The sequence below is a fragment of the Cupriavidus sp. 2KB_3 genome (assembly GCF_052115685.1).
GTDB classification, from domain to species: Bacteria; Pseudomonadota; Gammaproteobacteria; order Burkholderiales; family Burkholderiaceae; genus Cupriavidus; species Cupriavidus campinensis.
Genome location: NZ_JBFRHD010000009.1, coordinates 159,907 through 185,904, shown reverse-complemented (window position 1 = coordinate 185,904; position 25,998 = coordinate 159,907). Strand labels below are relative to the sequence as shown.

The window sequence follows — 25,998 nt, the reverse complement described above, 5'->3', positions numbered from 1 at the left end:
GAGACCAATATGCAACGATTCCGCCCCGTCGTGGCGGCACTGCTGGCCGCTGGCGCCTTGCTGGCACAGCCGGCCATGGCTGCCACCGCCACCGCCACCACCGCCGCCACCGGTACCACCGAGGGCATTCCCACCGCACAGCCCGAGTCGGTCGGCGTGGATTCCACGCGGCTCGTCGCCTTGTCCGAGTGGATCCGGCGCGACCAGCTCGACGTGCGCAGCCTGCTCGTCATCAAGGACGGCAAGATCGTCTTCGAGCGCTACGGCGACGGCCTCTCCCGGGACTACAACCACGAGCTGTACTCCGTCACCAAGTTCATCAGCGCGCTGCTGGTGGGCACGCTGGTCGGTGACGGCAAGCTCAGCGCGAGCGACGCGCCCGCCCCCAGGCTGGCGGCCGCACGTCCCGACCTCGCCCCGTCACTGGCGGACAAGCAGCAGATCCAGCTGCGGCACCTGATGTCGATGTCGAGCGGCCTGTCGTACAAGCTGGTGGAAGGCACCGACACGCTGTACTACGGCGTGCCGGACCGCCTCAAGGTGGCCGCGTCGGCCAGTGTGCGGGCCAAGCCCGGTACGGAGTTCGACTACATCGACGTGAATCCCGTGCTGGTCGGCGCCACGATCAGCCAGGTCACGGGCATGCCGGAGCAGCAGTACGCCGCGCAGCGCCTGTTCAAGCCGCTGGGCATGGCGCACTACCGCTGGGATGGGGCGGATGGCAAAGGCGCCGTATCCGGTGGCTGGGGGCTGCGCCTGCGTTCGCTTGACATGGCCAGGCTTGGCATGCTGATGCTGAACCAGGGCCGCTGGAACGGCCAGCAGATCGTGCCCGCCTCGTGGGTGGCCCAGATGACCACGCCGTCCGGCCCCGCCGGAGACTATGGCTACTACTGCTGGGTCAACAACATCGTCAAGAGCGAGCGCGAGTTCAGCGCCATGGGCTACAAGGGCCAGTTCATCACGGTGCTGCCCAAGCAGAACGCAGTGATCGTCATGAACAGCATCATGTCGACGCAGGGCGGCCTGCGCGACGCGAAGTATCTCGACCTTTATCGCCAGATGGTCAACGACTATGTGCTTCCCGCGCTGCAGGCCGGCAATGCCGTCAAGCCGGACGCCGCGCGACAAGCCGCGTTGAAGCGAGAACTCGAACTGGCGCGCACCAGCCACGGTGTGCCCGGCACGCAGCTCGCCTTCAACGACAAGCCCGAACAATAAAACCAATACAACCCGCAGAGGCGTCGCTCCCAGACGGTGCCCGCAAACTCCTGAGAACCAACCATGAGCAAACAGATTCGCCTTGGCATGCTGACGCCGTCTTCCAACACCGCGCTGGAGCCGATTACCAGCGCGATGGTCAGCGGCTTGCCCAACGTCAGCGCGCATTTCTCACGCTTCACCGTCACCGAGATTTCGCTGCGTGACCAGGCGCTGGGCCAGTTCGACCTGGAGAAGATCCTCGCGGCGGCCCGCCTGCTGGCTGATGCCCGTGTCGACGTGATTGCGTGGAACGGCACCTCGTCCGGCTGGCTCGGCTTCGACCGTGACCAGGCGCTGTGCAAGCAGATCACCGAAGCCACCGGCATTCCCGCCACCACCTCGGTCCTCGCCCTGAACGAAATCCTCGAGAAGACCGGCGCGCGCCGCTTCGGGTTGGCCACGCCGTATCTGGCCGACGTGCAGCAGCGGATCATTGCCAACTACCAGCGCAGCGGCTTCGACTGCACGGCCGAGCGTCACCTGGAGCTCCACGTGAACTACAGCTTCGCCGAGGTTCAGGAGGACACGATCCGCGCGATGGTGCGCGAGCTGGCGAAGGAAAACGTGCAGGCCATCTCCACGTTCTGCACCAACCTGCACGCCGCGCATCTGGCGGAGGAACTGGAAGCCGAGACCGGCATCCCGCTCTATGACACGATCTCCACGGTCGTGTGGAAGTCGCTGCGCCTGGCCGGCGTGGACACCCGCGCCCTGAAGGGCTGGGGCCGGCTGTTCCGCGAAGTCGAGTAAGCCAGGGCGCGTAACGGAGGGATGACCATGCCTGCAGACAACATTCTTGACCTCGTGATCCGCAATGCCGACGTGGTCACCGCTTCGGACCGCTTCCGCTGTGACATCGGCGTGCGCCACGGCCGCATCGTGGCGCTCGGGCACGACCTGCCCGCCGCCGCAACGGAAGTCGACGCCACGGGCCTGCTGGCCCTGCCCGGTGGTGTCGACGGCCATTGCCACCTGGACCAGCCCATGCCAGACGGCATGCGCATGGCCGACGATTTCTTCACCGGCACGCGCGCGGCGGTGTGCGGCGGCACCACCACGGTGATCCCGTTCGCCGCGCAGGAGAAGGGCCATTCGCTCCGGGCGGCGGTGGCCGATTACCATCGCCGCGCCGATGGCCGCGCGGTGATCGACTACGCCTTCCACCTGATCGTGGCGGACCCGACGCCCGCCGTGCTGCAGGACGAACTGCCGGCGCTGATCCGCCAGGGCTACAGCTCGTTCAAGGTCTACATGACCTACGACGACCTGAAGCTGTCCGACCGGGAAATGCTGGAAGTGCTGGACGTCGCCCGCCAGAACAAGGCGTTGGTGATGGTGCATGCGGAGAATGCCGATTGCATCTCGTGGCTGACCGACAAGCTGGTGGGCGAAGGCCGCATCGCGCCGCGCTTCCACGGGCTGGCACGCCCCGCGGTGGTGGAGCGGGAAGCCACGCATCGCGCGATCTCGTTCGCGGAACTCGTCGACGTGCCGATCCTGATCGTGCACGTGTCCGGCATGGAAGCCATCGAACAGATCCGCTGGGCGCAGGGCCGCGGCATGAAGATCCTCGCCGAGACCTGCCCCCAGTACCTGTACCTGACCGCCGAAGACATGGGCCTGCCTGGCGACGACGGCTATGAGGGCGCCAAGTGCGTGTGCAGCCCGCCGCCGCGCGACCCGGAGAACCAGGCCGCCGTGTGGCGCGCGCTGGCCAACGGCGTGTTCAGCGTCTTCTCGTCGGACCATGCGCCGTTCAACTACGACGATCCCGAGGGCAAGAAGCTCGGCGGCACGGCGCAGCCGTTCGATCACATCCCCAACGGCGTGCCCGGCATCGAGACACGCCTGCCGCTGCTGTTCGATGGCGTGACGCGCGGCAAGCTGTCTCTGCACCAGTTCGTCGAACTGACCTCGTACCGGCCGGCCAAGCTGTACGGGCTTTACCCGCGCAAGGGCACCATCGCGATTGGCGCCGATGCCGACATCGTGCTGTGGGACCCCGCGCGCCAGATGCGCATCGCCAACAGCAACCTGCATCACGCCGTGGACTACACGCCGTATGAAGGTATCGAGGTGACAGGCTGGCCGATGACCACGTTCTCGCGGGGCGAGATGATCGTGCGCAACGGCGAATACCTGGAGCCGAAGGCCGGCCGTGGCCGGTTCCTCGAAGCGGGCCAACCCGAGATCTGATGGCGCAAACCATGAACCTGTTGATCGTCAATCCCAATATCAGCGCGTCGGTCACCGACCTGATCCACGCGGAGGCGCAGCGCACCGCCGCACCGGACACCCGCGTCACGATGGCCACTGCGGCGTTTGGCGTGGCCTATATCGAAACGCGCTTCGAGGCGCTGGTGGGCGGCTATGCCACCGCATGCGCGGCGGCCGAGCACGCCGGCCAGTTCGACGGGCTGGTGGTCGCCGCATTCGGCGATCCGGGCCTGGCCGGTCTGAAGGAGCTGTTCGATGTGCCGGTCGTCGGCATGACGGAAGCCGCGCTGGCCAGTGCCTGCCTGCTGGGCCAGCGCTTATCGATCATTGCGATCTCGCATCGCATTGAGGCGTGGTATCGCGAATGCGTGGCCGCCAATGGCCTGACGTCGCGCCTGGCCAGCATCCGCTCCTTGCAGTCGCCGCTGCGTGACATTGGCAGCGTGCAGGAGGACCATGCGGAGCGCCTGGAGGCCATGAGCCTGCAGGCCGTGCGCGAGGACGGCGCCGATGTGATCATCGTGGCCGGTGCGCCGCTGGCCGGGCTGGCGCGCTCGCTCAAGGGAAAGATCCCGGTGCCTGTGGTGGATGGCGTCAGCAGCGCCGTGCGGCACTGCGAGTCGCTGGTGGCGCTGCAGGCCGGCAGCGCGCGCGAAGGCAGCTTCGCGCGGCCGCCGCAAAAGCCCAACGCGGGCCTGCCGCCGACGCTGGCGCGGCTGCTGGGGCAGAGCGGCTAATCCCCCGTTGGCGCCCCAGATTCAGGCATCGCGCGAGACGTCTACCAGACAGCTCATGGCATTGGGGCCCTGCGTCAGGTCTGACGTGCCGATGTCCAGCGTGAGCGTGTTCGCGGCGCCTGCACGGTCCACGCCATCCGCATCGGGGTCGTACCAGGCGCCGGTGGCCATGACGGCCACGCCGCGCGCCACGCCGTCGCTGGTCGCCAGCCCGGCGCAAAGCGTGCCCCGCGCGTTGTGCACCCGCACCCGCATGCCGGGATGCAGGCCGCGCGCCACGGCATCCTCGGGATGGAGCGTAATCCGCTCCGTCCCGGCGATCTTGCCCGCCTGCGCCAGCGGGGCGGGGTCGAGCTGGCTGTGCAGCCGATCGGCGGGCTGAACGGAAACGAGATGCAGCGGATACGTCTCTGCCGCCGGGGCGCCAAGCCATTCCACCGGGGGTTGCCAGTTGGGATGCGTACCGCAATCCTTCGATAGTGTTCCGAGGGTCGGGCTGGCGAGTTCGATGCGTCCGCTCGGCGTGCGCAGGGGATGCGCGGCAGGGTCGTGACGGAAATCATCGAACAGTACGAAGTCCTCCGTCGGTGGCGGCAGCGCGACGTAGCCGCTCCGCCAAAATTCCTCGAACGCCGGGAGTTCGATGCCGGCACGCGCTTGCGCGTCGCGGCATCGCGCGTAGATCGCGGCGAGCCAACCCCTCTCGTCGTGGTTCTCGGTAAAGGCTTCGCGGTACCCCAGTCTCTCCGACAGAGCGGTAAAGATATCGAGATCGCTGCGCGCCTGATGCAGCGGCGCAATGGCCTGATGCATCGCCAGCACGTAGCGGTCGCGCGACGATCCGCCAATATCGTTGCGCTCCAGCGCCGTGGTAACGGGGAGCACGATGTCGGCATGGCGCGCCGTGGCGGTCCAGTAGATGTCCTGGACGATGACGGTCTGTGGCCGCGCCCACGCCTCACGCAGCCGCGACAGTTGCTGGTGATGATGAAACGGATTGCCGCCGGCCCAGTGAATCAGCTTCACGTCCGGATAGTGGCGGGTTTCGCCACGGAAGCGATAAGGGGTGCCCGGATGATGCAGCATGTCCGAGAGCCGCGCGCAGGGAATGTCCAGTCCGGCGGGGTTGCGCCCGACCGGCATCTCCGGCCCCGGCGTGGCCACACGCGGATTGCCCACGCCGTTCATCGACCCATGGCCAAAGCCGAACCCGCCGCCGGGCAGGCCGATCTGGCCGAGCATGGCGGCAAGCGCAATGGCCATCCAGTACGGCTGCTCGCCACGATGCTGGCGCTGCACGGCGAAGCTGCAGGTGATGTAGCTACGTTTGCCGGCGAGCTGCGTGGCGAGCTGTTCGATGCGGTTCGCGCGGATGCCGGTGATGGCGGCGGCCCAGGCGGGTGTCTTTGGCGTGCCGTCGCTGTGTCCGAGCAGATAGGCTTCCAGTTCGGCCCAGCCGCTGCAGTGCGTCTGGAGGAACGCCGGGTCGTGCGCATCGGCGCGGCGCAGGGCGTAGGCCAGCGCCAGCATCAACGCCACGTCGGTGTTCGGCCGAATCGGAATCCATTCGGCACCGAGAAAGTCGGGGCAGTCGTCGCGGGTTGGACTGATATTGATGACCGTGGCGCCACTGGCGGCCAGCTTGCGCAGCCAGCCTTCCTGCGTATGCTCGGCCGCGCCGCCGGAGGAGACCTGACCGTTCTTGAGTGCCAGTCCGCCAAAGGCGATGAAGATCTCGGTGTTCGCGATCAGGCTGGGCCACGCGGTCACGCGGCCGGTCAATGGACGGTCGGTGCCAATCACATGAGGCAAGAGGAACTGCGCCGTGCCCCAGCTGTAGTTGCCGACCTGATCGACGCAGCCGCCGCCGCTGAAATGAAAGCGGCGGATCAGTGAACGCGCATGGTGAAGCCGGCCTGCCGAGGACCAGCCGTACGATCCACCGAACACGCCGGACGGGCCATGGGCGTCACGTACCCGCGTGATCTCGCTGGCGACCAGATCAAGCGCCACATCCCAGGATACTTCGATGAAATCATCGCGTCCGCGTGCATGGCCATCGGCAGCCTCGCGCTTGTCGAGCCAGCCGCGCCGCACCATTGGCGTGCGAATCCGGGTGGGCGAGTAGACCATCGGCGCGATCGATTCGAGCAGCGGCGAGGGGTTGGGGTCCGCGGCGAATGGTTCGCAGCGGACGAGCCGGCCGTCATCCACGACTGCCGTAAAGGCGCCCCAATGCGCCAGTTGCGGATAGCGGCGAATGGTCACGATCTCAATCGCCCTGGATGCCGGCCTTGCGGATCAGGTCGCCCCATTTGGCGCGCTCCGTACTTAGCAGCTTGGCGAATTGCTGCGGCGTGTTGGACGTGGCGTCCATGCCCGAGACCGCCAGACGCTGTCGGATATCGGGATCCGCCATCACTTTCACGAGTGCCTTGTTCAGCTGCGCGATAACCTCGGCCGGCGTGCCGGCGGGCGCCACCATCCCGTACCAGTTGGTGACGTCATAGCCGGGAACCCCCGACTCCGCGATGGTAGGCACACCGGGAAACTGCGGCGAGCGCGTGGCGGTGGTCACGGCCAGCGCACGGAGCTTGCCCGATGCGATCAGCGGCTTCGCCGAGGGATCCGAGAACGTGATCGGCACGATGCCACCCATCACATCGGTCAGCGCAGGCGTGGTGCCCTTGTACGGCACATGCTGCATCTGCAGTCCCGTCAGCATCTTGAACTGCTCGGCAGCGATCTGGCCGATGGTACCGTTGCCGCCCGATGCGTAGGAGAACTTGCCGTTGGCGCTGCGCAAGGCCGCGAGCATGCCTTGCACGTCCTTGTATGGCGCGTCGGCGCCCGTCACGAGCACATTGGGCATCGTGACCAGCACGCTGATCGGCGCGAAGTCCTTCTGTGGGTCGTAGTTCAGCTTGCGCAGGTTCGGCCAGATCGTGAACGAGCCCGGCGTGGCGACGTAAAGCGTGTAACCGTCCGGCGCGGACTTCGCGACCATATCCGTGGCGATCAGTCCGCCCGCGCCGGGACGGTTGTCGATGATGACATTGGTCTTCAACTGCTCCGACAGCGCGGGCGCAACGGCGCGCGCGAGCGCATCGGCGCCGCCGCCCGGCGGGAAGCCCACGACGACGCGGATGGGCTTGGAGGCGTCGGGCCAGGCCGCATGCGTGGCGAGCGGCGCGGCGGCGGCAAGGAGGGGAACGAGGATGCGCATCGCGCGAGCAAACATGATCAAACTCCGATGGAACAGTCAAATTTCACTTCGCCACATGGGGGCGCGGCAGGATCAGGGGACGGACACCGTGTCCCATTCCCAGGCCACGAACGCCAGACGTTCGCCGGTATGCACGACGGGATCGCTGCGCAGGCCGATCAGCACGCCATCGCGTGACAGCGGTTTGACTGGCGTGAGCGATGCGTCGAGCTTCAGCGTGTCGCCGATCGACGCGCCTTCCGGCACCAGATCGCCCGCGCGCGCTGCCGGCAGGAACAGGCCGCCTTCGTCGGCCGTGATCCAGCCGCGCCGCCTGACGCGCCGCAGGCTGGTGGCGGCTGGCCTGGCCGGTCTGGCTGGGGTGGCATCGAGCAAGCCCATCTGCACGGCCAGCGTGTGGAAGCCGGTTTCTGCCACGTCGATGTTGTCGGCCTCGAAGCGGCTGCCGCTGCCCAGTTCGAGCATGAACGCGCAGATGCCGGCGGCCAGGCACTGGTAGTCGAGCGCGCCGGCGATATTGCCGGGGAGTTCGCCCTTGCCGCCAACGTCCTGCTGGCAGGCGACATGCGGATGAAACGGTGCCATCGCGGCCAGTACATCGGCCTCGGTGACGCGGCTGTCCGGGTGCACCTTGTAGACCGTGTAGGGCCGTGCGTCGAACAGCGGGTTCATCGTATGCAGGTTGATCAGAACGTCCGCCACGCCGCGTATCTCGGTCATCAGTGCATGGGCGAGGCGCTCGGACACGAGTCCGCCGGCGTTGCCCGGATAGGTCTGGTCGAGATCGAGTTCGTCGTAGGGATTGCGCTTGCGGCGCGCGTCGAGCGCCTGCGGATTGCCCGTGGGCGTCACCACGACATTGCCGCGCAGGGTGGCGGGATCGAGGCTGCGCGCGAAGCGCAGCGCGGCCACCATGCCGTTGATTTCATCGCCATGAACCTGGCCGTGCAGCCACAGCGTGCGGCCCGGCTGTGCGCCGCGCACCGCGACATAAGGCAGCGTGACGGACATCCCGGAGGCCATCGAGCCAACGGGAAGTTGCCCGCTGATGCGGGCGGGGCCGGATTGCTGGCGCAGCCAGTCACCGATGATGGGCATGGGAAGACTCCTGAGGTGTGAGGGCAATGTCGGCAATATCGGCAATGGCGGCGAAGGCCTGGTCGAGGTCCGCCAGCAGGTCGGATACGCCTTCCAGGCCGATGTGCAGGCGGATCACGGTGCCATGGGCGGCCCAGTCGGTGACGCTGCGCGCGCGGCGCATGTCGGCCAGCACGGCGAGGCTCTCGAAACCGCCCCACGAGGCGCCGATGCCGAACAGCGTGAGACTGTCGACGAACCGCTCCGGCGCCACCGGTGCCTGCGAGCGCAAGGTGAATGACAGCAGGCCATTGGTGCCGTGGCAGTCGCGTTGCCACAGGGCATGGTTGGGATCGTGCGGCAGGGCGGGGCAGAAGACGTCGGCCACTTCGGGGCGATCGAGCAGCCAAAGGGCCACCGTCAGTGCATTCTGCTGATGCTGAGCCAGACGGGCGCCGAGCGAGCGGATACCGCGCTGCACCAGATACGCGTCGTCCGGGCTCACCGTCATGCCGAAGGCGTCGGCCATTGTCGCCAGTGCCGGCCACGCGGCCTCGGTGGTGCAGACGGTGCCCATCATCACGTCGGAATGGCCGCCGAGATACTTGGTGGCAGCCATCAGCGAGATATCGGCACCCAGTTCCAGTGGCCGGTACAGCAGGCCCGAGCCCCAGGTGTTGTCCGCCGCAACCAGCGCGCCATGGGCGTGGGCGCGGGCGGCCAGCGCGGGCAGGTCGCACATCTCGTAGACCAGCGAGCCGGGCGCTTCCACATAGACCAGTCGCGTCTCGGGCCGCAGCTTCGCGTCGAGATCGGACCCATCCGCCGCGTAGAAGTCGGTGGCGATGCCGTGCTGGCGCAGGAAGCCATTGGCCAGGTTGCGGACGGGCTCGTAGACGCAGTCGGGCAGCAGCACGTGCTGTCCCGGCCGCACATAGGCGAGGATCGTCATCGCGGCAGCGGCCAGGCCCGAGGGAAACAGCCGCGTGCGATAGCCGCCTTCGAGCATGGTCACCATGTCTTCCAGCGCGAAGTTGGTCGGATTGCCGCGCGCGCCGTAGGTGAATAGCCGCTCGGTATCGCGGCGCGCACGCATTTCGCGTTGCTGGGCCACGGATTCGAACAGGACGGTGCTGGCGCGCACCACAGGCGGGTTCACGGGCTGGCCGCCTTGCACGGCATGCGTGCGTCCGGCATGTGCAAGGCGGGTAGGGAGCGATGACGTCATGGTTGGCCTGTGGGGATGGCTCATGGTTGTACGGGGCGTCGCAAGGACCGTGCCCTGTTGTGCGAATACGGGAGCTTGGATCAGTCGACGTGCGCGCCGGAGAGCTTGACGATCTGCGACCAGCGCGAGATGTCCTGCTTCAGCTGCGCCGCGAATGCCTCCGGCGTGTTGGCCACGACGTCGCTGCCGCCTTCGTTGATCGTCTTGACCACGTCCGGCATCTGCAGCACCTGCACGATGGCGCGATTCAGCAGCGCCACGCGTTCCGGCGACGTACCCGCCGGTACGAAGAAGCCGTACCAGTCCTCGAAGCGTGCATTGCGATAGCCCAGGTCTTCAAGTGTCGGCACCTTGGTGAATACCCCGAGACGGCGCGGGCTGGTGACGGCCAATGCCCGCATGCGGCCGGTCTGGATGAAGCCCGCCACCGAGGACGTCGACGTGATCAGCACATCCACCTGTCCGCCAAGCAGGTCGTTGATGGCCGGCCCAGCGCCCTTGTAGGGCACATGCTGCAGCGAGACATTGCTGTCCTTGTCCAGCACCACGCCTACCAGATGCGACAGCGTGCCGTTACCGGGCGTGGCGTAAGTGATCTTCTGCGGCTGTGCCTTGGCCTGGGTGGCCAGTTCCTCGAAGGTCTTCCACGGGGCGTTGGCCGATACCACGATGGCCAGCGGCGCGGCGTTGATTTGCGTGACGGGGATGAACTGCTTGATGGGGTCGAAGCCGGGCGAACGGTAGAGCGTCGGGTTGACCGCCATGATCGACACCTGTGACGTCAGCACCGTGTAGCCGTCCGCCTTCGCTTCCGCCACATAGCGCGTGCCGATGTTGCCCCCCGCGCCGCCACGGTTGTCGGTGACGGCGCTCTGGCCCAGCACCTGCGAGAGGCGCGTGGCCACCACGCGCGAAACGGCGTCGTTGCCGCCGCCGGCAGGGAAGGGCGACACGATGCGCAGCGGCTGCGTCGGGAAACCATTCACTGGTGCCAGCGGCTGCTGGGCCGACGCAAGGTTGGTCGTCACAGCGGTGGTGACGGCGAGTGCTGCAACCAGGTACTGAGAAAGACGGGATGACATCGGGCGTGACATGGGGCGGACCTCGTTCTTCTATGGCAGGTTTAGGGTGGCGATGCAGGGGGTGAGGCGAAATCAGTCGATGGGCGGGAAATGGAACGTGGCCAGTTCCTGCGCGTCCAGCTGGGCAATCAGGCCCGTTTCCCACGCCAGGTATTGGCGTGCCGCGGCCTTGTTGCCGTCGTGGCGGTCATGCACAAAGAACAGGTAGTCGATGCAGCGCGCATCGGGCAGGGTGTCGGCGCCTTGGTGAATCGGCAGGCCGGCGTCACGCCATGCGGTCACGCCGCCTTGCAGGCGCCGCACATCGGAATAGCCGAGCGCATGCAGGTCGCGCACGGCGATATCGGCCGGATCGGCGCCCTCGGCATCGCCAACGAGCACGAGCGTGGTGTCGTGCGGCACGCCATGCAGGTCGCTCGCCAGTCGCGCGCGCGTGGTCCATTGGCTACCGGCGATATGGCCGGCGCGGAAGCTCATGCTGGCGCGCAGATCGACGGCGAGCATCGACCGGTCCGCGAGACCGGCAGCCAGTGCCGCGACGCTGACGGTCTCCGAGGCGATGGCGCCATGCGCGGGCCCTGGTGCAGCCTTGACGCCCGCTGCCAGCCCGGCCTGCAGTCCGCCGTCGAGGACCACGGCGTCGTGGCCCATCTGGCGCAGCCAGCTCGCCACCACCGTGGCACGGACGCCCTCGGCGTCGAACAGCACCAGTCGCGCCCGGCGTACGCCGACGTACTGGTCGGTGGCCTGCATCAGCTGGCCGCCTGGCGTGTGCTGCGCGCCGGGCAGGGTCTGCGCGGCGAATTCCTCGGCCGTGCGCACGTCGCACAGGTAGGTGGTGCGCGCCGGGTCCGCCAGCCAGGCGATGGCCTGCGCCGTGGTGACGCGTGGTACGTTGAAGCGCGTTGCCAGCGCCTGCGCGGCATCGCGCGCGGCGTCCAGATCGCGTGGTGAGGCGTTGTCCGGATAGCGCGCCGTACCGCCGTGTTCGAGCGTGAAGTCGTTCAGATACCAGCCCTGCGTGCCGTTTTCGAGCGCGTAGACCGGATTGCTGACGCCGACGTTGATCAGCGACTGCGCGCCGATGATGCTGCGCGTGCGTCCCGCGCAATTGATGACGATCGGCGTGGTGGGGTCGGGCACCAGGTCGCGCAGGCGATAGGCCAGCTCGCCATTGGGGCAGCAGATGGCACCCGGGATGTTCATCTTGCGGAATTCGCTGATCGGGCGGCCATCGAGAACAACCGGAGCGTTCGGGCCAGCCTGCATCGCGGCAAGTTCCGCCGCCGAGACGCGCGGCGTGCCGTAGTGATGCTCGGCCAGTTCGCCGAACGTCTTCGAGGGCAGGTTGACCCCGGCGAACAGGGTGTAGCCGGCGGCCTGCCACGCCGGCATGCCACCGTCGAGCACGAACAGATGCGTGTAGCCGAGCCGTGCCAGCGCATTGGCGGCGGCTTGCGCAACGCCGTCGCCATTGTCGGCCAGCACGATGCGCGCGTCGGTGCGCGGCGCCAGGCGTCCGACATCGAGTTCCAGACGGCTGAATGGCAGCGGCACGGCGTAGAACGGATGGCCTTCGCCGTACTGGCCGTGTTCGCGCACGTCGAACAGCGCGATTTCGTCGGCATCGTGCAGCCAGCCTTTCAGGGTGGCGGCGTCGACAGCGGTGTAGTGTGGATGGCTCATGAAATTCCGGGCGATAGGGGGCCGTCCTCTCCGCGGAGAGGAAATTGCGGCGTGCTGTGTCTCAGGAGTCGGGGGGCTGTCAGCCTTGGCTTGTCTGGCTCAAGTCCCCCCGGTGGCTGGGGCGGCTGGGGTTACCGGCGGGTCTGTACGCCCACGGTCATGATCTGGCAGCGTCCGGTCTCGAGGTCGAACGTCAGCCGGTCGGTCAGCGTTTCCAGCGCACGGCCGTACATATGCAGGTGGCGGATGATGCCCTCGCCACGGATCTCGACCGAGTGAATGTCATCCGGCAGCAGGGCGATGCCGTTGCGCGGCCCCACCACCACCGTGCGCGCATGCTCGAGCGTGCCCACCCCGGGCTGGCTGCCATCGTCCGTGCGCAAGTAGACATCGTTGATTTCCACGCCGCTGACGCCGGCCACGCAGGCCCACGTGGTGTGGTTGTGCGGCGGAATGCGCTTGCCGGGACGCAAGACGTTCAGGTAGAGCGCGTAGGACTTGTCCGGGTCCTCGGCAATCAGGTAGCGCGCCTGCCGTTCGCCGGGCTCCGGCGGCGGGTAATCGGCTTCGGCCCACAGTTCGGTACGCGCGGCCAGGTCTTCCACCTGGGTCAGGACATCGGCCAGGCTGGCACGGGTAACGCCGCCTTTGTCTACGATGTTCCTAATGGATTCAATGGTGTCTCCGACAGCTGCCTGGCGCTGTTGTGCGATGGACATGATGCGATCAATCCTTGCAATCGTTGTTTTTGACGGGTAGAACGGTGTTTCGTGTTTCACTGTAATGAACACCTGTCCTGAAAACCACTTAATGCGCAACGAAAATCCATTAGCAGGTCTAATGAATGCGTAATCTTGACCTGGACTTGCTGCGTACCCTGGTGGCCATTGCCGACCACGAGACCTTTGGCGCGGCCGCCGAAACCGTGCAGCGCACGCAATCGGCCGTGACCCAGCAGATGCAGCGGCTGGAGGAGCAGATCGGGCTGCCGTTGTTCGAGCGCCAGGGGCGTGGCAAGCACCTGACGCGGCACGGCAAGAAGCTGCTGGAGTACGCGCGGCAGTTGCTGACCATCAACGACGAAGCCCTGCGCATGCTGCGCGAGGGCGACCTGACCGGCTCCCTGCGCATCGGCGCGCCGCATGACGTGGCCGACACCATCCTGCCGGGGCTGCTGTCGCACATCGCGCGATCCTCGCCGGCCCTGCGGCTGGAAATCCACGTGGGGCGCAGCCCGTTCCTGATGGATTCGCTGCGGCGCGGGGAGATCGACCTGACCGTTTCCACGCGCGAGGACAACACGCTCGACGGCATCGTGTTGCGGACCACGCCGACGATCTGGGTCTGTTCGGCGGATTTTGTCTACGAGCGTGGTACGGCGGTGCCATTGATCCTGGCCGACGAGCCGAGCCTGTTCCGCAAGCTGTCGCTCGAAGCCTTGACGCAGGCCGGCGTGCCGTGGCGCATTGCGTATCTGGCGCCCAGCCTGATCGGCATCAAGGCGGCGCTGCGCGGCGGGCTGGGGATTACCGCGCGCAGCATCGACCTGCTGGCGGCGGACATGCGCATCCTTGGCGAGGCCGACGGCCTGCCGCGGCTGCCCGATGTCACCTATTACCTTTGGGCACGTCCCAATGCGGTCAATCCCGTCGCGCGTCATGTCTTCTCGATGCTCAAAACAGCCCTGCAGCGCGGGCTGGTCAGCGCGTGACCGCTACCCGCGACTCCGGCGGTGCCGCCGGTGCCGGAATGAGGAAGGCATCATCGTAGGCGCGCGGCGCGGGCATGCCAACGAAGAAGACTGACTATCGTTATCTGTCGATGGGGACGTTTTGACTTGCGGCAGGGGGCCACTAGCCATGCGGGTGGCTTGCCACCTCAGGCACCAACTCATGCAGTCGGGCAAGAACGAGTCGTGCCGCCCGGGACAGCGGATGATGCCGCGTGACGCCCAGGGCAATGGTCCGTGGCAAGCTCGGCTCGACAATCTCGACGGCGGACAGGCGCCCGGCGGCCACTTCGTGATCCACGGCGAGGATCGGGAGGATAGTCAGCGCGCCACCCGCAAGCGCAACCTCCTTCATCGTATTCAGCGATTCGACTTCCAGTGCCACGTCCAGCGAGACGCCTAGCTGGCGCGCATGCTGGTCGAGAATCGATCGCAGCCCGTTCGGGGCCGGTGGCAGGACCAGCGGCAGGCCATCGAGCTTGCGGAACGGCACCGTCGGCGCCCCGGCGAGCGGATGCCCGGGCGCGCAGATCAGATAAGTGGCCACCTCCGCAAGCACGTCTTCTCCCTGGCGGGGGCCGGGCCCATAGCGATTGATGACCGCCAGGTCCAGATGGCCCGATTCCAGTTCCTCGTCGAGTTGTCCGCTGAACCCTTCCGCCACGCGCAGCCGGACACCCGGCGCCGTGGCGCGCAGATTCTCGAACAATGTGGGTATCAGGCGTGGCGCCATGGACGGCAGCACCCCGATCCTGACCTGTCCGAACGGTACGCCCGAGGCGTCCTTGACCTCGTCGCGCAGCCGGGCCGACTGGGCCAGCAGCAACTGGACATGCGGGAAGATCCGCTGGCCGAATTCCGACAACACCACACCCCGGCCGGTCCGTTCGAAGATCCGGTCACCCCATTCCGCCTCGATCTGGGCAATGGCGCGGCTGACCAGCGACTGGGCAATCCCCAGCGAGCGCGCCGCACGTGACAGCGAGCCCACTTCCGCCACCAGCGCCACGGTTTCGAGCTGTTTCAGGTTCACGCCGTTCGATCCATCTAAAAAGTCGATATCAGATATCGCTGATCATACTCTTTTGCGTTAGGCCAGGACTCCATACACTGAGGTCATCCCTCACCGCAGAGAGGGCTTACGACATAAATGGAGACAACATGCCGTGCTTTTCCGCTGCGCTTCGCGCATTCCGGCGGCCGTTATGCGCCTTGCTGGTGGCAGCCGCCCCGGCCGCCCTGGTCGGCTTTAGCGGCGCCGCTACCGCCGCCACTACCGCCGCCACTACCGCCACTACCGCCGCCACCGGCTATCCCGCCAAGCCGATCCGCCTGGTGGTGCCGTTTCCGGCCGGCGGACCCACGGACGCCATGGCGCGCCTGATTGGCCAGCACCTGTCGCAGCAACTCGGACAGCCCGTGGTGATCGACAACCGTAGCGGGGCCGGCGGCACCATCGCCACCGAGGCCGCCGCACAGGCGGCCCCCGACGGCTACACGCTGTTCTTTTCCACCACCGGCACCATGGCGATCAACCCGTGGCTCTACCGCTCGCTGAAGGTGGACCCGCTCAAGTCGTTCGATGGCGTGGGCTCGGTGGCCGCCACGGTCAACGTGCTGGTGGTACCGAAAAGCCTGCCGGTCAGCAACGTCAAGGAACTGGTGGCGCTGGCCAGGCAGAAGCCGGGCGCGCTGACCTTCGGCTCGGCCGGTAACGGCAGCTCCAACCACCTGTCCGGCGAGTTGTTCAAGTCGATGGCGGGCATCGATATCGTCCATGTACCGTACAAGGGCTCGGCGGCGGCGTTCACCGATTTGCTGGGCGGCCGCATCTCGATGATGTTCGACACCGTATCGAGCCAGGTGCAGTACATCTCCACCGGCAAGGTCAAGGCGCTTGGCGTGACCGGCGCGACGCGTTCGGAAGCGCTGCCCAAGGTGCCGACGATTGCGGAGGCAGGCCTGCCGGGCTTCGACGTGACGATCTGGTTCGGCCTGTCGGCACCGAAGGGCACCCCACCAGACGTGATCCGCCGCCTTAACAGCGAACTACAGGCCGTGCTGGCGCAGGCTGACGTGCAGAGCCAGCTCGCCGCACTGGGCGCCCGGCCGCTACCGGGTACGCCGGCCGACTTCTCGAAGATGATCGAGCATGACGCGGGCAAGTGGTCGCCGGTGGTCAAGGCCTCGGGAGCGACCCTTGACTGAGACCTCCGCAACGTTCAACGCGCTGTTCTCGCCGGCCTCGGTGGCCGTGATCGGCGCCTCGGACAACCCCAACAAGGTGGGCGGGCGTCCGATCCACTACATGCGCGCCTTCGGCTACGCGGGCGAGGTGTTTCCGGTCAACCCGGCGCGCGAGGTCATCCAGGGCTATCGGGCCTACCCCACGCTCGATGCGATCGGCAAGACGCCGGACGCCGTCGTGATTGCCGTGTCCGGCGATGCCACGCTAGAGCAGGTGCGCCAGTGCGGCGCGGCGGGCGTCAAGGCCGCCGTCATCATGGCGTCCGGCTTTGCCGAAACGGGCGAGGCGGGGCGCCAGCGGCAGCAGGAACTCGTGACGGTGGCCAATGCCAGCGGCATGCGGGTGGTCGGCCCGAACGCGCAAGGCACGGCTAACTTCGCCAACGGCGCGGTGCTCAATTTCTCGACGATGTTCATGGAGGTGGCGCCCCAGGACGGCCCGATCGCGATCATCAGCCAGAGCGGCGCGGCGAGCGTCATGCCTTATGCGCTGCTGCGCCAGGCGGGCTACGGCGTGCGCTACCTGGTGGCAACCGGCAACGACGCCGATCTCGACGCCTGCACGATGACAGCCGCCGTGGCGGCGGACCCCTACGTGCGGCTGATCCTGGTCTATCTCGAATCGGTGTCCGACCCGGCCCAGCTTGCCCATGCGGCACAGGTGGCGCGAGCGCGCGGGGCCAGCATCGTGGCGATCAAGGCCGGCAACAGCCAGCGCGGCGCGAAGGCGGCAGCCTCGCATACCGGTGCGTTGGTCGGCAACGATGCTGCCATCGATGCGTTCCTGGCCCGGCACGGCATATGGCGTGCGCGCGACATCGGCGAACTGGTCCGTGCGGTGCCGCTGTACTTGCAGCAGCGCCACCCGGGGCAGGGCCGCACGGTGGTGATGAGCCATAGCGGCGCGGTGGGCGTGATGGCGGCCGATCTGGCCGAACGGCACGATCTGCCGCTGACCGAACTCCAGCCGGCAACGCTGCGCGAACTGGGCGGGATCCTGCCCGAGTTCGGTACGGCCAGCAATCCGCTCGACATGACGGCGGCGCTGCTGGGCAAGGGCGACATGTTCCCGCGCGTACTTCATGCGCTGGGCGCCGATCCGCAGGCCGACATGGTGATGGTCGGCATCCCGGTGGCAGGCCCCGGCTACGACGTCGAGGCGCTGGCGTGCGACGCCGCGGCGTTCAGCGCGGACCGGGCCAAGCCGCTGGTGGTCAGCGCGCCGCAGCAATCCGTCCGCGAGGTCTTCGAGCGGCACGGCGTGCCGGCATTCGTCACGGAGGCCGATGCCATTGGCGCGCTCGCCCAGTACGCCGCGCACCAGCGGCTGGCCGAGGGGGCGCCCACGCCGGGCTGGCCCGATGCGCAGCGGCTCGACGGCAGCGGCTTGCAGGACGAGGCCCACAGCCTGGCCTTGCTCGCCGAAGCTGGCGTGCCGGCCGTGCCGCACCGGCTGTGTGACAGCGTGGAGGCGGCGCTGGCGGCGTTCAAGGCGCTCGGCGGGATGCCCGTGGTGGTCAAGGGCTGTGCGGCAGATATCCCGCACAAGAGCGAGCATGGCCTCGTGCACCTTCGGCTCACCGATGCCGCGAGCGTGGCCCGGGCCGCGCAGGACTGCCTCGATACGCTACGGCGGCTCGGCGTGGCATCGCCACGGGTGGTCGTGGGGACCATGGTCAAGGGCCGGCATGAATTTGCGCTGGGCGTTTCGGTCGATCCCCTGTTCGGGCCGCTGGTCATGATCGGCGAGGGCGGCACGCTGCTTGAACTCCGCAAGGATGTCGTGACACTGCTGGCGCCGTTCACGGCCGAAGACGTCAAGGCGGCCTGCGCGCGGCTGCGTCTGGCGCCGTTGTTCGATGGGTATCGGGACATCCCGGCGCTCGATCTGGATGCCCTGGCGGCGTCCGCTGTCGCGCTCGGCGACTGGGCCTTGCGTCATCGCACTGCGCTGGTATCGGTCGATATCAACCCGCTGATGGTGATGGCGGCCGGCCAAGGGGTCATGGCGGTCGATGCCGTGGTGGAACTCAAGGGGAATTGACAATGCAAACCGTACGCGTTGAACACGATCGTGACATCGCTATCGTCACGCTGAACCGGCCGACCCGCATGAACGCGGTCAACGACGTCCTGCGCGGCGAGCTTATCGAAACGCTGGGCCGGCTCAACACCGATTCTTCGGTGCGCGCCGTGGTGCTGGCCGGTGCCGGCGAGCGGGCCTTCTGCGCCGGGCAGGATCTTGATGAGGCGGCCACGGTGACCTGGCAGCAGCTCGTGCCCTGGCTGAACCGGCAGCGGGCGATGTACCAGGCCGTCCGCGACCTGGACAAGCCCTGCGTGGCCGCCGTGCGGGGCGTTGCCGCAGGCGCGGGCTTCCAGCTGGCGCTGTGCGCGGACTGGCGGCTCGCCACCGCCGACAGCCGCTGGGGGCAGCCCGAGGTCAAGGCGGGGCTGGCCAGCATCGTCGGGTCTTATCTGATGACGCTGCATGTGGGGCACACCCACAACGTGCAGATGTCGCTCTCGGGCGAACTGGTCAATGGCCAGCGCGCCTTCGACATTGGCCTGGTGACCGCGCTTTGCGGCGAGGCCGAACTGATGTCGCAGGCACTCGCCCAGGCCAGGTCGCTCGCGGCGCTGCCGCCCACCGCCGTACGCCTGTCCAAGCAGCGCTTCCGCGCGATGACGCAGCCTGGTTTCGATGAGGCCTGTGTCGCCGGCATCCGCGCGCAGCTTGAATGCTATGCCGACGGTGAACCGCAGCGCGTGATGGCTGCGTTCCTCGAAAAACGCAACACAAGGGAGTCGCAGTGAAGCAGTGGACCCAACACTATATAGACGGCGCACGTCGCCCGATACGCGCCGGCGCGTCAGTGCGCATCCATGATTCGTCGACCGAAGCGCCGCTGGGCGAGGTGAGTCTTGGCAGTGCGGAGGATGTGGCCGCAGCCGTGGCGGCTGCCGTGCGGGCGCAGCCCGGCTGGCAGGCGCTGGGCGCAGCCGGGCGGGCGCCGTACCTGCTCGCGCTGGCCGACGCGCTGGAAGGCTGCGCAGCGGAACTGGCCACTGAGATCTCGCGCGAAGTCGGCATGCCGCTGAAGCTGTCGCGCCGCATCCAGGTGGATGCGCCGATCGCCGCGTGGCGCGCCACGGCGGCGCTGGCCGATACGTTCGCCTTTGTCCGCACGATCGGCAATTCCCGCGTGACGCTGGCACCGGTCGGGGTGGTGGCCGCCATTACGCCGTGGAATTACCCCCTGCATCAGATCACGGCCAAGCTGGCGCCGGCGCTGCTGGCCGGCTGCACGGTGGTCCTGAAGCCCTCCGAGCTGGCCCCGGCGGTGACCGAGCGGCTGATGGCCGCCTGCGAGCAGGCGCAACTGCCGCCCGGCGTGCTCAATCTCGTGCTGGGGGGCGCGGAGGTGGGCGAGGCGCTGGTATCGCACCCCGACATCCAGATGGTGTCGTTCACCGGCTCCACGGCGGTCGGTCGCAAGGTCGCTGCGCAGGCGGCCGGCGATATGAAGCGCGTGTCGATGGAACTGGGTGGCAAGTCGGCCGCCGTGGTGCTGCCGGGCGCGGATCTCGCCAGGGCGGTCAAGGCGACGGTCAGTTCATGTTTCCTCAATTCGGGGCAGACCTGCAGCGCGACCACCCGGCTGATCGTTGCACGCGAGGATTACCCGCGATGCCGGTCACTGCTGGCGGAGGCCGTGGCCGCGATGAAACTCGGCGATCCCGCCGAGGGCGACACCCGGATCGGTCCCTTGCTGTCGGCTGTGCAGCGTCAGCGCGTACAGGCGCATATCGCCCAAGCGGAGCAGGCAGGCTTCGACCGGATCGCCGGCGGCCCCGATGCGCCGGTGCCGGCAACCGGCTATTTCGTCGCGCCGACCATCTACGGCAACGTCGCCCCCGAGAGCCGGCTGGCGAACGAGGAGGTCTTCGGGCCGGTGCTGGCGGTGCTGTGCTACGACAGTGTCGACGAGGCCATCGCCCTGGCCAACGGCACGCGCTATGGGCTGGCCGCCGCAGTCTGGGCTGCCGATGACAGTGCCGGCGAAGCGGTTGCCAACGCCCTGCGGGCCGGGCAGGTGGACGTCAACGGCGCCCGGTTCAATCCCGCCGCACCGTTCGGCGGCTTCGGCATGTCCGGTGTGGGGCGGGAAGGCGGCGTGTATGGGCTCGAGGAGTTCCTGGAGCCGAGAGCCGTTCAGCTTCCCTAATCACGACATCGAAAAGGAATCGCAATATGTACAGTCAGGTTACCGTTGCTCGCGCGGGGAAGAGCGAGCGGATCGCCGTGGTCACCCTGAACCGGCCGGACAAGCTCAATGCGCTGACCAAGGTCATGGAGGCCGAGCTGCGCGACGCCATGGAGGCCGTCGATCGCGACGACAACGTGCGCGTGGTGGTGCTGACCGGAGCCGGCAAGGGCTTCTGCGCCGGCATGGACATCAACGAGCTCGAAGTGCTGCCGCCCGGCGATATCCGTGCCGCCCAGTGGATGCGCCCGTTCGACATGAACCGGCGCGCCGACTACCAGACGCGCTACGGCTACTTTCCGGCCATGCGCAAGCCCGTGATCGCGGCCATCAATGGTGCGGCAGCGGGGTTGGGGCTGGTGTTCGCGCTGTACTGCGACATGCGCTTCGCCGGTGCCAACGCCGCATTCAGCAGCGCTTTCGCGCGCAGGGGCCTGATCGCCGAGCACGGCATCTCCTGGCTGCTGCCGCGCGTAGTCGGCGCCGGTCATGCGGCTGACCTGCTGTACTCGGCGCGCAAGGTGCTGGCGGACGAGGCGCTGCGGATCGGCCTGGTCGACCGCGTGGTCGATGCGGACGCCCTCATGGCAACCACGCTCGACTACGCCGACGACCTGGCCGAGAACGTTTCGCCCCGCTCCATCCGCGTGATGAAGCGCCAACTGTGGGAGCAGCCGTTCCAGTCATTGGCCGAGGCCACGCGCCTTGCCAATGCCGAGATGTTCGAAAGCATCCAGAGCGAGGATTTTACGGAGGGGGTTGCGCATTTCATCGAGCGCAGGCCCGCCCGGTTCTCCGGCCGGTGACGGAAGGCCGCCGCCTCAGCGAGCGGCGTCGTGGCGTTCGCGCCAGCCCTGCAATCTCGTCCTTGGCTTCCCGGGCCTCAGAACACCCGCTTCGCCAAGGACGATGACAACGGCGTCAAGATGCCGAGCCGAGTGTCTCAAAAGTGACACGAAATGTGTCGTCTGAGGCCTGTTCATGCCACGCCGGCGTATCTTTCCCGCCGCAGAATTGCGAAAATCCCACCCCGAGGGGGCCAGTCTCGTGCGGCGTTTCGGCTTTTCGCCGACGCCACTGAGGTTCGCACGGGCGCCCGCCCGCACATTAAAACAATGAAAGCGCGCGCATAGCCGGCAAGCCGCTGGCCGCCGCGCAGGGAATAGGGTCGCCGGCCTGGCCGGCCGCAAATCCGCATGACAAGACATTCGAGCCTCGCCGCCGGTGAACAGCCGTGCCTGCGCGCCATTGCCGGCGCGGTTGCCATCCTCATGATGTCCCTTTCCGCGTCGTCGGCGCAGGCCGCTGGCGGCAACGGTGGCGTCGGGGGCTACAGCCTTAACCTGCCGGGCGGGGTGGGCGGCTTCACTTCGGGCCAGGCTGGCCAGAGTGGACCGACCGTGCCCGATGGCGACGGCACTGGTGGCGGGGGCGGCGGGCGCTACGCGGCCGGTGGGGCGGGCGGCATCAACGCGTCCCAGGCAACGCCGCAGGGGCTGGCGGGCGCAGCGGGTACCGCGCCAGGTCAGTTCGGCGGCAACGGTGGCGACGGTAACTTCGACAATGCCTTGCTCACAGGCGGCGGTGGCGGCGGCGGCGGGGGTGGCGCGGATGGCATGGTGACGGGCGCCGTGCCGACCACCATCTCCGGCGGCGTGTTCGGCGGCAACGGCGGCAAAGGTGGCAACGGAGGCAATGACGGCTCGTTTTTGCCGCCTGCGTATCAGGGGGGGGGCGGCGGCGGCGGCGAAGGCGGATACGGCCTGAGCCACGCGGGCGGTGCCGAGATTGTGGTGAAGGCGGGCGGCCGGGTGGCCGGCGGCTGGGGCGGCAATGGCGGGAATGGCGGCGGGTCGAAGCCGATGGCGGGCCTCCAGGGCGCCGGCAACGGCGGCGACGGCGGTGTCGGCATGGCGGTGACCAGCGCGGCCACGGTACATATCGAAGCAAATGCCGTGGTGGCGGGTGGCAATGGCGGGGCCGGGGGCAACGGCGGCGACGGCGTCTACGACCTCTACGGCAGCGCGGGCGGCAACGGCGGCAGGGGCGGCAACGGCATGGAACTGGCCGGCGGCTCCACGCTGCTGAACGAGGGCACGATCGCGGGTGGGGCGGGTGGCGCCGGTGGCGTGGGCGGCATGAACTACAACGCTTCGCAGGCCGCGAACGGCACTACGGGGGGCTCCGGCGTGGGCGTGCGCGGCAGCAACCTGACCATCGTCAACAAGGGGACCATCGTAGCAGGCGGCCCCGGCGTGGCGGCTGTCCAGTTTTTCAGCGGCACGAACCGTTTCGAGTTCTGGGGCAACAGCGTCGTGGGGAGCATCGAGGCCTATGGCACCGACGACACCTTCGCGCTGGCTGGCGACACCGGCGCTTTCACGCTGACCGGCGGCATCGGCAACGCCGGCCTGTATCGTGGCTTCGAGCATTTCGAGAAAATCGGTGCGTCGGTCTGGACCCTAGGCGGCAGCAACACGGGCATCACGAGCTGGCAAATCCTGGGCGGTACGCTGGCGATTGCCTCCGACGCCAACCTTGGCGCAGCAGCCGGCACGCTCGGTCTGAACGGCGGCACGCTGCGGACCACCGCCGCCATGACCACCGCGCGCGCCACCACGCTCGGCGCGGGCGGCGGCACCTTCGAGGTCACGAATGGCACACTGACGCACAACGGCGTCATCGACGGCCCCGGCGGCCTGACCAAGACCGGCAACGCCACGCTCGAACTGAACGCCGTGAACCCCTACGCCGGCGGCACGCAGGTCAACGCCGGCATGCTGATCGCCAACGTCAACGGCGCGCTGGGCAGTGGCTCGGTCAGTGTCGATGGCGGCGCAACGCTGCGCCTGAACGGCGGCTTCGACCTGGGCGGCCGGCAGGTCGTCAATCGGTCCGGCTACATCAACCTGTACGGCGCCGGCACGCTCGGCAATGCCCAGGTGACGAACCTCGGCGGGTTCACGTACCTGCTCGGCAGCAGCACGGCGGCCAATGCGACGATCGTCAACAACGGCGGCGTGATGTCGTTCCAGGAGGGCAGCACCGGCGGTAACAGCCAGGTCACCACCCGCAGTGGCAGCTACACCGAGTTCTGGGGCTGGAGTACCGCCGGCAACGCCTCGCTGGTGACGGATGCGGGGGGCTGGGTCGATTTCTCGGGCACGTCAGGTCCGGCCTTCGACCACCGGATCACCGCCGGCGCCATCGCGGGAGCGGGGCGCTTCCAGCTCGGCCAGAACGTCTTGACCGTGGGCGGCAACAATACCTCCACCACCGTGAGCGGCACGATCGAGGATGGCGGTGCCGGTGGCGGCACCGGCGGCGGACTGATCAAGATCGGCGCCGGCACGCTGACGCTGAGCGGCACGAATACCTATACCGGTGCGACGCAGGTGAACGCTGGCACGCTGGCCGTGAACGGTAGCGTGGCCGGCGCGGTCACGGTGAACAACGGCGCCACGCTGGGCGGCGCTGGCAGCGTGGGCAGTACCGTGATTGCATCGGGCGGCACGCTGGCACCGGGCAATTCCATCGGCACGCTGACCGTCAACGGCGACCTGATGCTGGCCGCCGGTTCAACCTATCGCGTGGAAGCCGACCCGGCCTCGTCGGCCAGCGACCGCGTGGCGGTGAGCGGTACGGCCACGCTCGGCGGGGCGGTGGTCCATGTCGGCCCCGACGGCAATTTCGCGTCCGCGCGCCGCTACAGCATCCTGACGGCCGGGACGGTGCAGGGCCGCTTTGCTTCGGTCAGCTCGAACTACGCGTTCCTGGACCCGACGCTGACCTATGGCGCCAACGAGGTCACGCTGGCGCTTACGCGCAAGGAGGTGACGGACCCCGTCTCGCCGGTCGATCCGGGCACGGGTGGCGGCACCGGCGGCGGCACCCCGCGCCCGATGCGCTTTGCCGATGCGGCCGTGACCGGCAACCAGCGTGCCGTGGCCAACGCACTGGAGACCCTGCCGGACAGCAACCCTGTGCACGAAGCCGTGGTGACGTTGCCCGAGGGCGCGCCGCCGGCCGTCTTCGACAGCCTCTCCGGTGAGGCCCACGCCAGCGTGGCCACGGGTCTGATGACCCTGGCGGGTGGCGCACGGGCGCTGCCGCTGGCGCATTTGAACGACAGCCTGTCCGCCGGCATGCTGCCCGGCGCGCCCATCGCCCAGCTAGGCGGCCCCCTGCCGGCCGCAGCGTTGCCCATTTCCGCCGCCCAGCCGCTGTGGGTAGAGGTGCTGGGCAACTGGCAGAACTTCCATGGGAGCGCCGATGCGGCGCGCGTGCGCCAGCAGACCGGCGGCTTCTATCTGGGTGGCGACGGGGCGGTGGGGCAAGACTGGCGCATCGGCGGGGCGTTCGGCTACGCCAACAGCACGCTGCGCGTGAGCGAACGGTCCTCGCGTGCCATCACCGATTCCTTCAGCGCCACGCTCTATGGCGGCCGCGCGTTCGCGCTCGGCGGCGGCAAGCTCAAATGGCTGTTCGGCACCGCCTATAGCTGGCACGACGCCGACACCGACCGGCAGGCCAGCCTCGGCGGCAGCACGGTCCAGTCGCTGACGGCCAGCTATCACGCCAGCACGGCGCAGGTCTTCACGGAAGCCGGCTTCGCCATGCCGCTATCGGCAGCAACCCAGCTCGAACCGTATGCCGGCGTGGCATGGAGCGACACACGCACGCGCAGCTTCGCGGAGACGGGCGGCTCGGCGGCCCTGCACAGCCCTGGCGACAGCAACACGCTGACCACCACCACGCTCGGCCTGCGCACCAGCGCGCGGGTCCAGTTTGGCGGCACCGACGCGGCGTTCTACGTCGGGGCGGGCTGGCGCCACGCGTTCGGCGACGTACGCCCGGCTACCACGCTGGCCTTCGACGGCAGCCAGCCGTTCACGGTGACGGGCGCCCCGATTGCCCAGAACGCGGCCCTGGCCGAACTGCGCGCCGATTTCGCCATCTCGCCCATGGCCACGCTCGGCTTGCGCTATACGGGCCAGTTCGGCGGCGGCAACCAGGACCATACCGGGACGGTGGGATTGCGGTGGCGGTTCTAGGGCCCGGGCGTACCGGCGCGGAGGCCGGTTCGTCACCCTGCAGGACCAGGGCCATCGCCCGACGTTGACGCGTTGACGTTGACGTTGACGCAGCGCAAGCGCTGCGCGACCTTTTGTCCTAGGCTTTCAGGACATCGCGCTGGATGACTCGGCGCGTAAGCGTCGCATGTCAGTGGAGCATTGT

Annotated in this window: 19 protein-coding genes; 11 read left to right on the top strand and 8 right to left on the bottom strand. The window is 68.0% G+C overall.

Annotation, left to right across the window (positions count from 1 at the left end; translation table 11 throughout):
- The first annotated feature begins 9 nt into the window (after positions 1 to 9).
- The 4 genes from AB4120_RS12210 to AB4120_RS12195 all read left to right on the top strand — a co-directional run bounded on the left by AB4120_RS12210 (position 10) and on the right by AB4120_RS12195 (position 4,217).
- A complete protein-coding gene (locus AB4120_RS12210) occupies positions 10 to 1,221 on the top strand; it encodes a serine hydrolase domain-containing protein (protein WP_441642296.1) in 1,212 nt (403 codons plus the stop codon).
- Positions 1,222 to 1,284: 63 nt separating this feature from the next.
- Positions 1,285 to 2,013, top strand: a complete 729-nt coding sequence (locus AB4120_RS12205) for a maleate cis-trans isomerase family protein (protein WP_149138853.1) — start codon at positions 1,285 to 1,287, stop codon at positions 2,011 to 2,013.
- 27 nt (positions 2,014 to 2,040) lie between these two features.
- A complete protein-coding gene (gene hydA / locus AB4120_RS12200) occupies positions 2,041 to 3,459 on the top strand; it encodes a dihydropyrimidinase (RefSeq protein ID WP_441642295.1) in 1,419 nt (472 codons plus the stop codon).
- Positions 3,460 to 3,470: 11 nt separating this feature from the next.
- Positions 3,471 to 4,217 (top strand): aspartate/glutamate racemase family protein, encoded by a 747-nt coding sequence (locus AB4120_RS12195; RefSeq protein ID WP_149139383.1) that lies wholly within the window; start codon positions 3,471 to 3,473, stop codon positions 4,215 to 4,217.
- Positions 4,218 to 4,238: 21 nt separating this feature from the next.
- Here AB4120_RS12195 and AB4120_RS12190 read toward each other — a convergent pair whose 3' ends face one another.
- From AB4120_RS12190 to AB4120_RS12160, 7 genes are all read right to left on the bottom strand, one after another.
- Positions 4,239 to 6,485 carry a molybdopterin-dependent oxidoreductase gene (locus tag AB4120_RS12190; RefSeq protein WP_441642294.1) on the bottom strand — a complete coding sequence of 749 codons (2,247 nt, stop codon included), beginning with the start codon at positions 6,483 to 6,485 and terminating at the stop codon, positions 4,239 to 4,241.
- Between the two features lie 4 nt (positions 6,486 to 6,489).
- Positions 6,490 to 7,458: a Bug family tripartite tricarboxylate transporter substrate binding protein gene (locus AB4120_RS12185; protein ID WP_149138855.1), complete on the bottom strand. Its 969-nt coding sequence runs from the start codon at positions 7,456 to 7,458 to the stop codon at positions 6,490 to 6,492.
- 57 nt (positions 7,459 to 7,515) lie between these two features.
- Entirely contained in the window at positions 7,516 to 8,541 is a 1,026-nt protein-coding gene (locus AB4120_RS12180) for a M14 family metallopeptidase (protein WP_149138856.1), read from the bottom strand.
- Entirely contained in the window at positions 8,525 to 9,748 is a 1,224-nt protein-coding gene (metC, locus tag AB4120_RS12175; RefSeq protein ID WP_149138857.1) for a cystathionine beta-lyase, read from the bottom strand. The genes AB4120_RS12180 and metC overlap by 17 nt, the downstream gene beginning before the upstream one ends.
- An 80-nt stretch (positions 9,749 to 9,828) precedes the next feature.
- Entirely contained in the window at positions 9,829 to 10,830 is a 1,002-nt protein-coding gene (locus AB4120_RS12170) for a Bug family tripartite tricarboxylate transporter substrate binding protein (RefSeq protein WP_149139384.1), read from the bottom strand.
- A gap of 72 nt (positions 10,831 to 10,902) precedes the next feature.
- Positions 10,903 to 12,516 (bottom strand): rhodanese-like domain-containing protein, encoded by a 1,614-nt coding sequence (locus AB4120_RS12165; protein WP_149138858.1) that lies wholly within the window; start codon positions 12,514 to 12,516, stop codon positions 10,903 to 10,905.
- A 131-nt stretch (positions 12,517 to 12,647) separates the two neighbouring features.
- The gene (locus AB4120_RS12160) at positions 12,648 to 13,235 is read right to left on the bottom strand and encodes a cysteine dioxygenase family protein (RefSeq protein ID WP_149138859.1); all 588 of its coding nucleotides are present in this window, start codon (positions 13,233 to 13,235) and stop codon (positions 12,648 to 12,650) included.
- A gap of 125 nt (positions 13,236 to 13,360) precedes the next feature.
- On the opposite strand from AB4120_RS12160, the gene AB4120_RS12155 reads away from it, so the two are divergent.
- Positions 13,361 to 14,227 carry a LysR substrate-binding domain-containing protein gene (locus AB4120_RS12155; RefSeq protein WP_092293593.1) on the top strand — a complete coding sequence of 289 codons (867 nt, stop codon included), beginning with the start codon at positions 13,361 to 13,363 and terminating at the stop codon, positions 14,225 to 14,227.
- A gap of 142 nt (positions 14,228 to 14,369) precedes the next feature.
- Here the strand turns inward: AB4120_RS12155 and AB4120_RS12150 are convergent, their stop codons facing one another.
- Positions 14,370 to 15,278, bottom strand: coding sequence for a LysR family transcriptional regulator (locus AB4120_RS12150; protein ID WP_149138860.1), 909 nt, complete (start codon positions 15,276 to 15,278; stop codon positions 14,370 to 14,372).
- Between the two features lie 128 nt (positions 15,279 to 15,406).
- On the opposite strand from AB4120_RS12150, the gene AB4120_RS12145 reads away from it, so the two are divergent.
- From AB4120_RS12145 to AB4120_RS12120, 6 genes are all read left to right on the top strand, one after another.
- Positions 15,407 to 16,453, top strand: coding sequence for a Bug family tripartite tricarboxylate transporter substrate binding protein (locus AB4120_RS12145; RefSeq protein ID WP_149138861.1), 1,047 nt, complete (start codon positions 15,407 to 15,409; stop codon positions 16,451 to 16,453).
- Entirely contained in the window at positions 16,446 to 18,536 is a 2,091-nt protein-coding gene (locus AB4120_RS12140) for an acetate--CoA ligase family protein (protein ID WP_262389755.1), read from the top strand. Before AB4120_RS12145 ends, AB4120_RS12140 begins: the two co-directional genes overlap by 8 nt.
- A gap of 2 nt (positions 18,537 to 18,538) precedes the next feature.
- Positions 18,539 to 19,309: an enoyl-CoA hydratase/isomerase family protein gene (locus tag AB4120_RS12135; protein WP_149138863.1), complete on the top strand. Its 771-nt coding sequence runs from the start codon at positions 18,539 to 18,541 to the stop codon at positions 19,307 to 19,309.
- Entirely contained in the window at positions 19,306 to 20,721 is a 1,416-nt protein-coding gene (locus tag AB4120_RS12130; protein ID WP_441642293.1) for an aldehyde dehydrogenase family protein, read from the top strand. The genes AB4120_RS12135 and AB4120_RS12130 overlap by 4 nt, the downstream gene beginning before the upstream one ends.
- A gap of 26 nt (positions 20,722 to 20,747) precedes the next feature.
- Entirely contained in the window at positions 20,748 to 21,566 is an 819-nt protein-coding gene (locus tag AB4120_RS12125; protein ID WP_149138864.1) for an enoyl-CoA hydratase, read from the top strand.
- A 390-nt stretch (positions 21,567 to 21,956) separates the two neighbouring features.
- The gene (locus AB4120_RS12120) at positions 21,957 to 25,814 is read left to right on the top strand and encodes an autotransporter domain-containing protein (protein ID WP_441642292.1); all 3,858 of its coding nucleotides are present in this window, start codon (positions 21,957 to 21,959) and stop codon (positions 25,812 to 25,814) included.
- The last annotated feature ends 184 nt before the right edge of the window (positions 25,815 to 25,998 follow it).

Coding starts and splice junctions, on each gene's coding strand:
- AB4120_RS12125 (WP_149138864.1), top strand. CDS start 20,748: ATGTACAGTCAGGTTACCGTTGCTCGCGCGGGGAAGAGCGAGCGGATC.
- AB4120_RS12145 (WP_149138861.1), top strand. CDS start 15,407: ATGCCGTGCTTTTCCGCTGCGCTTCGCGCATTCCGGCGGCCGTTATGC.
- hydA (WP_441642295.1), top strand. CDS start 2,041: ATGCCTGCAGACAACATTCTTGACCTCGTGATCCGCAATGCCGACGTG.
- AB4120_RS12170 (WP_149139384.1), bottom strand. CDS start 10,830: ATGTCATCCCGTCTTTCTCAGTACCTGGTTGCAGCACTCGCCGTCACC.
- metC (WP_149138857.1), bottom strand. CDS start 9,748: ATGACGTCATCGCTCCCTACCCGCCTTGCACATGCCGGACGCACGCAT.
- AB4120_RS12160 (WP_149138859.1), bottom strand. CDS start 13,235: ATGTCCATCGCACAACAGCGCCAGGCAGCTGTCGGAGACACCATTGAA.
- AB4120_RS12210 (WP_441642296.1), top strand. CDS start 10: ATGCAACGATTCCGCCCCGTCGTGGCGGCACTGCTGGCCGCTGGCGCC.
- AB4120_RS12185 (WP_149138855.1), bottom strand. CDS start 7,458: ATGTTTGCTCGCGCGATGCGCATCCTCGTTCCCCTCCTTGCCGCCGCC.
- AB4120_RS12165 (WP_149138858.1), bottom strand. CDS start 12,516: ATGAGCCATCCACACTACACCGCTGTCGACGCCGCCACCCTGAAAGGC.
- AB4120_RS12195 (WP_149139383.1), top strand. CDS start 3,471: ATGAACCTGTTGATCGTCAATCCCAATATCAGCGCGTCGGTCACCGAC.
- AB4120_RS12155 (WP_092293593.1), top strand. CDS start 13,361: ATGCGTAATCTTGACCTGGACTTGCTGCGTACCCTGGTGGCCATTGCC.
- AB4120_RS12180 (WP_149138856.1), bottom strand. CDS start 8,541: ATGCCCATCATCGGTGACTGGCTGCGCCAGCAATCCGGCCCCGCCCGC.
- AB4120_RS12120 (WP_441642292.1), top strand. CDS start 21,957: ATGACAAGACATTCGAGCCTCGCCGCCGGTGAACAGCCGTGCCTGCGC.
- AB4120_RS12135 (WP_149138863.1), top strand. CDS start 18,539: ATGCAAACCGTACGCGTTGAACACGATCGTGACATCGCTATCGTCACG.
- AB4120_RS12205 (WP_149138853.1), top strand. CDS start 1,285: ATGAGCAAACAGATTCGCCTTGGCATGCTGACGCCGTCTTCCAACACC.